The organism is Streptomyces sp. NPDC001933 (assembly GCF_042890955.1).
Classification (GTDB): domain Bacteria; phylum Actinomycetota; class Actinomycetes; order Streptomycetales; family Streptomycetaceae; genus Streptomyces.
The window spans coordinates 1-6605 of the sequence record NZ_JBIASS010000056.1; the positions used below are offsets into that span (position 1 = coordinate 1).

The 6605-nt window shown below is 70.9% G+C and carries 6 protein-coding genes and 1 pseudogene; all 7 read left to right on the forward strand.

Annotated elements, in window-relative coordinates; translation table 11 throughout:
• Window positions 1-81 precede the first annotated feature (81 nt).
• The 7 genes and pseudogenes from ACFYY7_RS43505 to ACFYY7_RS43535 all read left to right on the forward strand — a co-directional run bounded on the left by ACFYY7_RS43505 (window position 82) and on the right by ACFYY7_RS43535 (window position 6495).
• Window positions 82-1110, forward strand: coding sequence for an NAD-dependent epimerase/dehydratase family protein (locus ACFYY7_RS43505; RefSeq protein ID WP_388671418.1), 1029 nt, complete (start codon window positions 82-84; stop codon window positions 1108-1110).
• 119 nt (window positions 1111-1229) lie between these two features.
• A complete protein-coding gene (locus tag ACFYY7_RS43510) occupies window positions 1230-2249 on the forward strand; it encodes a dihydrodipicolinate synthase family protein (protein ID WP_388671421.1) in 1020 nt (339 codons plus the stop codon).
• Window positions 2233-3261, forward strand: coding sequence for a hydroxyacid dehydrogenase (locus tag ACFYY7_RS43515; protein ID WP_388671424.1), 1029 nt, complete (start codon window positions 2233-2235; stop codon window positions 3259-3261). Before ACFYY7_RS43510 ends, ACFYY7_RS43515 begins: the two co-directional genes overlap by 17 nt.
• 459 nt (window positions 3262-3720) lie before the next feature.
• Window positions 3721-3822, forward strand: a pseudogene (locus tag ACFYY7_RS43520) (DNA ligase); the annotation flags it as partial.
• Window positions 3823-3902: 80 nt separating this feature from the next.
• The gene (locus ACFYY7_RS43525; protein WP_388671427.1) at window positions 3903-4364 is read left to right on the forward strand and encodes a hypothetical protein; all 462 of its coding nucleotides are present in this window, start codon (window positions 3903-3905) and stop codon (window positions 4362-4364) included.
• A 492-nt stretch (window positions 4365-4856) separates the two neighbouring features.
• Window positions 4857-5165: a hypothetical protein gene (locus ACFYY7_RS43530; protein WP_388671430.1), complete on the forward strand. Its 309-nt coding sequence runs from the start codon at window positions 4857-4859 to the stop codon at window positions 5163-5165.
• A gap of 793 nt (window positions 5166-5958) precedes the next feature.
• Window positions 5959-6495, forward strand: a complete 537-nt coding sequence (locus ACFYY7_RS43535; RefSeq protein ID WP_351268456.1) for a hypothetical protein — start codon at window positions 5959-5961, stop codon at window positions 6493-6495.
• The last annotated feature ends 110 nt before the right edge of the window (window positions 6496-6605 follow it).

Consider the following 6605-nt stretch of genomic DNA (forward strand, 5'->3'; position numbering starts at 1 on the left):
CCCATCTTCGCCGCGTACATGGTGGGCCAGCGCTACTTCACCGAGGGCGTCACCGCGTCCGGAATCAAGGGATAGCAACCAATGTTCACCGATGAAGTCGCGTTTGAAGAGCGTCTCAGTACCCCTTCGTCCGCCCTCGTCCGGGACCTCGCCCGTCTCGACGGCGACCTGCTGGTGCTCGGCGCCGGCGGCAAGATGGGCCCCAGCCTGTGCCGGCTCGCCCGTCGCGCGCTGGACGCCGCGGGCCGCACCGACCTGACCGTACACGCCGTCTCCCGCTGGTCCGACCCGGCCGCGGCACAACAGCTGGAGGACGCCGGGGTCCGTACCATGCCCTTCGACCTCATGGATCCGGCCGCCGACCTCAAGGAGCTGCCCGACGCGGAGAACGTCGTCTTCATGGTCGGCGCCAAGTTCGGCTCCGCCGGGGCCCCTTCGCACGCCTGGGCCGTCAACGCCGCCCTGCCCGACCGGGTCGCGCGCCGCTGGCCGTACGCGCGGATCGCCGCGTTCTCCACGGGCAACGTCTATCCACAGGTGCCGGTGTCCTCCGGCGGGTGCACCGAGGACGACCCGGTCGGGCCGGTCGGCGAGTACGCCATGTCGTGTCTCGGCCGGGAGCGGATCTTCTCGCACGTGGCCCTCACCCGCGGTACCCGGGTCGCCGCCATCCGTCTCAACTACGCGGTGGACCTGCGCTACGGCGTCCTCGCCGACATCGCCTCCGCTGTCCGGGCGAGCGAGCCGGTCGACGTCACCACCGGCCACGCCAACGTCGTGTGGCAGGGGTACGCCAACGAGGTCGCGCTGCGATCCCTGCTGCACACCTCCGCTCCGGAGCCGTTCACCCTCAACCTCACCGGGCCCGAGACCGCGTCCGTACGGCGGCTCGCGCACTGGTTCGGTGAGGAGTTCGGCAAGGAGCCCGTGATCGCCGGCGAGGAGGCTCCGACCGCGCTGCTGTCCGACGCGAGCGCCTGCCACGCCCTGTTCGGCTACCCGGACGTGTCCCTGCGGACCCTGGTCCGCTGGCAGGCGGACTGGCTGCACCGCGGGCTGCCACTGTCCGGCAAGCCCACCAAGTTCCAGGTCCGCGACGGAAGGTTCTGATCCCCGTGTCCCGTACGCCCGCAGCCGCGACCGCGCCTGCACCCGGCCGGCCCGTAGCCGCGACCACTCCCCAACCCGTACCCTCCTCGACGGCCGCGGCAGCCCCGGCACGCACTCCGATGGACGTGCTCGCTGAGGGAGCCGTCATCCCTGCTCATCCACTCGCCCTCGGCGCCGACTGCAAGCTCGACGAACGTCGGCAACGCGCACTGACCCGTTACTACCTGGCCTCCGGCGCGGGCGGCCTCGCCGTCGCCGTCCACACCACCCAGTTCGAGATCCGCGAACCGGGCATCGGCCTGCTGGCACCGGTCCTCGAACTCGCCGCCGAGACCGTGCGGAACGAGGCCGGCCACCCCGTCGTCACCGTCGCCGGGGCCTGCGGCCACACCGCGCAGGCCGTCTCCGAAGCCGAGCTCGCAGCCTCCCTCGGCTACGACGCCGTGCTGTTGAGCCCCGCCGTGCCCGGCGCCGACGAGAAGGGGCTGCTGGACCGGGCCCGCGCCGTCGGCGAGGTGCTGCCGGTGATCGGCTTCTACCTCCAGGAGGCCGTCGGCGGCCGTTATCTCTCGCCGTCGTTCTGGAGCTCATTCGCAGACCTGCCGAACACCGCGGCCATCAAGACCGCGCCCTTCGACCGCTACCGAACCGCCGATGTCGTACGGGCCGTGGCGGCCGCCGATCGCTCTGACGAGGTCGCCCTGTACACCGGCAACGACGACGACATCATCGGCGACCTGCTCACCCCGTACGAGACCAAGGGCACTCGGCGGTGGTTCGCCGGCGGGCTGCTCGGCCAGTGGGCCGTTTGGACCGGCTCCGCCGTCACCCTCCTCGATCAGGTCCGGCGGGCACGCGCCGGTGATCACGACGCCTTGGTCGGTTGCCTCGCCCGCCGTCCGGAGCTCACCGACGCCAACAGCGCCCTGTTCGACGTGCGCGGCGGATTCCGCGGCTGTATCGCGGGTGTCCATGAAGTGCTGCGCCGCCAGGGTCTGTTGGAGGGCATCTGGTGTCTCGATCCGAAGGAGGTCTTGTCTCCCGGCCAGGCCGAAGAGATCACCCGGGTCGCCACGGCCTACCCCTGGCTAACCGACGACGACTTCGTCGCGGAGCACGTCGATGACTGGCTCTCCTGACCCGGGGGCGGCCCGCCTGCCGCGGGTCGTCGTCGCCGTACCCCCGCACCTTCGTGAGCAGTTCTTCACCCCCGCGGTGTGGCAGAGCCTCTGCGCCGCGGCGCAGCCGGCCGTCCTCGACGAGCACACCGACCGGGACGCACTCGGTGCGGCGCTGCCCGGTGCCCGTGCCCTGATCACGGCTTGGGGCACGCCCCGCCTCAGCGAGGAACTCCTCGACGTCGCTGACCGACTGGCGATCGTCGCCCACACCGGATCGGCGGTCGCCCCGTACGTCACCGAGGAAGTCTTCCGGCGTGGGATCCTCGTCACCCAGGCCGGTGACGCGATGGCACGCCCGGTCGCCGAGGTGGCCCTGGCGTTCACCCTCGCTCTGCTGCACCGCATCCACCGCTTCGACCACGCGCTGCGCGGCGGAGCCGACTGGGACGAGGCCAGCCAGGCCCCGCCGCGGCACGAGATCCAGGGCTGTGCGATCGGCGTCATCGGAGCGTCCCGCACTGGTCGTGCGTACATCGAGCTGGCGAGGGCACTGGGGGCACAGGTCGCGGTCACCGACCCGTATCTGACGGCCGAGGACGCACAGCGGCTCGCGGTACGGCTGGTGCCGCTGGACGAACTGCTCCTCGGCAGCCGAATCGTCGCCGTGCACGCCCCTGCCACCGCCGAGACCCGGCGCATGCTGGGTGCGCGCGAACTGGCGCTGATGCCCGACGGCGCCGGTCTGGTCAACACCGCACGTTCCTGGCTCGTCGACGAGGACGCGCTTCTGGCGGAGGTGTCGGCGGGCCGGCTGGACGCTGCGATCGACGTCTTCGACACCGAACCACTGCCGGTCCGCCACCTGTTCCGGAAACTGCCGAACGTTCTGCTGACCCCTCATCAGGCGGCGGGGACCGCCGAGTGTCGTCAGCGGCTCGGCGCAAGTGCCGTGGAGGAGGTGCTGCGGTTCCTGCGCGGCCAGCCCCCATTGCACTTCGTGGGGCCGGACGCACTTACTCGCGTCCTTTGATCACTCGATCGCAACCACACCGGGCCCCAGAGGTCGACCAGTTGTTCCTCGGGGTCGAAGGCCTCTCTGTTGCCTTCGGGGTCGAGGAGTTCCTGGAGGTCGTAGACGATGCGTGGCGGGAGCCGGAACAGGCGCAGCCCGTCGCGGATGGAGCGGCAGGCTTCGACTTCGGGGTTGGTGGAGACGTGGAGGGACAAGGCCAACTCGCCACCGTTACCGGGGCCTGGCGATTCCCACTCCCTGCTACGCCACGGGATGAGGTCAATCACTACGATGCCGTCGGGGCTTGTGGAGAGCCGGGTGCGGTGCTCGCGTGCCCGGTTCGGGAAGTGACTCCGGGGAGACGGACCGGTCGAAAGACCGGCACCGCGCCCCGGGCCGACGTCACCAGCGCACTGACAACGCCGGCCCCAGGGGCCGGGCTGGTGGTACGAGCCCAAGTACGACGGCCACAGAACAGTGCTGCGCCGTACCGACGAGACCGTCGTGCTGTACGCCCGGTCGGGCAGAGTCGTCACCCAGCACTGGATGGACCTGGCCGTCGCCGGCATGACACTGCGCCCCGGCACAGTCCTGGACGGCGAGGCCGTGATCTGGCGGGACGGCCGGCTCGACTTCGCGGCCGCGCAGTCACGGGCCGCGTGTCATCCACGACCCGGGCCCGCGCCCTGGCAGCCCGGTACCCGGCCTCCTACATCTGCTGGGACCTTCTGCAGCACCCGGACCCGCAGATCGGCGACTGCCGAAGCCGCCCCTACACCGAGCGCCGCGCCTTCCTCCTGGAGCTCCTCGCCGATGTCGGGCCGCCGGTCCAGGTCACCCCGGCGACCGACGACCGGGACGTCGCCGTGCTCTGGTACGACGCCCTGCGCGAGCAGGGCATCGAAGGCATCGTCTGCAAACGCGGTGGGGCGGGCTATCCGCCGTCAGGACAGCGCCGGTGGTTGAAGGTTCGGCACGCGGACACGGTCGACGCCCTGGTGCTGGGGTTCACCGGCCCCCGGCTCGGACCGCACCATCTGGTCCTGGCGGTGGGGGACGAGGGCGGGCCGGCCAGAGCGTCCGCGCGCCTGGAGCCCTGTCCTGGCGGCTCGTTTCGGTGAGGCCTTGAGCGGCGCGGCGGTGGTGGGGGAGCGGCGGGCGAGCCGTACACACGGGTGGAGGCGGACCTGGTCGTGGAGGTGCTGGCCGGGTCCGGCCGGCACGGCACCCTCACCGTGACCCGGATGCGGTGAGGGTGCCCGTGCCTGACTGCTGGCCAGGAGACGACCCCGTATGCACCGTCACGAGCCCGGCTGCGGCGCCTGGTACGACTTCTTACCCGGGCGGGTGACACCCGCCAGGCAGCAACGATTCTTCGCCGGCCTGGGCCGGAGCATGATCGGCATGACTCGTCATCTGCGCCGAACCGCGCTCCTCACAGCCATTCCGGCTCTCGCCGGGCTTGCGCTGACCGCCGCCCCCACCACCACCGCCACCGCAGCCGGCCCCACACCCTCGCCAGTCAGACCCTCCCCGGTCAGGCGCCGTCCCTGCGCGAGCTCCCCGAACCGCCGGACGCGGTCAAGGCCCGCGAGCTGCTCGCGGACCTGGTGGTGGCCGACGAGGACGGCGTCCCCGGCTACTCCCGGGCGAAGTTCCCGCACTGGGTGACCCAGTACGGCACCTGCGACACCCGCGAAGTCACGCTCCAAAGGGACGGGCAGGACGTCGTGCAGGACGACCAGTGCCGGGCTGTGTCCGGCACCTGGTACTCCGAGTACGACGGCCTCACCATCGACTCCGCCTTCCGCATCGACATCGACCACATCGTCCCCCCAAGGAAGCCTGGCGCTCCGGGGCCTCAGAATGGACGACGCCCGAGCGGCGCGCCTTCGCCAACGACCTGGTCCACTCGCAGCTGATCGCGGTGTCGGCCGGCAGCAACCGCGGGAAAGGCGACAAGGACCCCGGCAACTGGAAGCCGCCGCTGCAGTCGTACTGGTGCACCTACAGCCGTGCCTGAATCAGCGTGAAGGCCACCTACCAGCTCACCGCCAACCCCGCCGAGACCGCAGCCCTGTCCGAGATGCTCGACACCTGCGGCACCTGACCCCACTGGGCAGCACCGACCGGGTGCCTGGCCCGGTGATCGCCGGAGTACCGGAAGATCCGTCCGCGCCCCGACTTGCTGCGGGGGAGGAGCAGGCTTTCCCCCGCCCCGACCCTCTTCCTCCGCGGCGATCCCAGCACCCCGCCCCCGCAACCCCGCGACAGCGACATGGTGTTGAATCAGGAAGGCCCACATTGTGATCCGCACTTTCCCGCACTCGGGCGCCACAGCGTGGTCACGGCGTTTGGACCTGGTCGTGGAGGTACTGGCCGGGTCCGGCCGGTACGGCACCCTCCCGTGACCCGGATACGGTGAGGGCACATGTCTGGCTGCTGGTCAGGGGCGACCTCGTACTTCACGATGGTGTCGGAGCAGGCCTTGGCCAGCTTCTCCAGGGCTGCGCGCTCCTTGTCGTCCGCGGTGCTGATGAGCCGGCTGCGGCACACGAGAATGGAATCCCACGTTTGTTCCACCCTTTCACGCGGAGAGGTGGAACTCGGGGTCCGTCGGGTTGCGGCGGCCGACCGAGCGGAATGATCGGTTTCCGGGACGCGATGTTGTTCCCGTGACTGGTGATTCCAGCGGTTGAGCAGAAGGAGCAATGGATGACAGCGTTACGTGTACGCCCGGGGCGGGGTTCGCGGATGGTTGCGGCTGCGGGCGCGGTGGCCTGCGCCGCGGTCTTGAGCCTTCCGGTCACTGTCCAGGCTGCGCCGGCGAGCGCGGAGAACTTCGCCTGGCACTGTGCCAGCGAATCAGGATGGCACTACCCGCAGAGCACGTTCGAGGTGCGCACACTCCTGTGCCTGGGTGAGAAGTTCGGCCAGCTCACGCCGACGCTCACCTCGGAGTGCAAGTTCAACGGGAACTGGGGCTGGGCTCCGTCCCAGTGTGATGCCAAGGATCTGCGGTTCAGGCTCACCGACCCGAACGGCAAGGTCCACAACGGGTCCATGCCCGACGGCACGGGCACCTACTGGGACAACTACGGGACTCCCGAGGTGCCCTGCGTCGTCGGCGACTGGAAGTTCGAACAGTCCGCCACCCACCGCAAGTACGGCGACAGCCCCACCTGGAACCCGCCCGGCCCCTGGGGCGACAGCTCCTCCACCAGGACCGTTCACGTCAGCGCCTGTACCTAGGCTGATCCGGTCGGGGGGCCCCGGGGGGGGGGGGGGCGGGCGGCCGGGGGGCGGGGGGGGGGGGGGGGGGGGGGGGGGGGGGGGGGTGGGGGGGGGGGGGGGGGGGGGTA

Excerpts from the sequence above, each read along its gene's own strand:
- ACFYY7_RS43505 (WP_388671418.1), top strand. The coding sequence starts at position 82 with ATGTTCACCGATGAAGTCGCGTTTGAAGAGCGTCTCAGTACCCCTTCG.
- ACFYY7_RS43510 (WP_388671421.1), top strand. The coding sequence starts at position 1,230 with ATGGACGTGCTCGCTGAGGGAGCCGTCATCCCTGCTCATCCACTCGCC.
- ACFYY7_RS43515 (WP_388671424.1), top strand. The coding sequence starts at position 2,233 with ATGACTGGCTCTCCTGACCCGGGGGCGGCCCGCCTGCCGCGGGTCGTC.
- ACFYY7_RS43535 (WP_351268456.1), top strand. The coding sequence starts at position 5,959 with ATGACAGCGTTACGTGTACGCCCGGGGCGGGGTTCGCGGATGGTTGCG.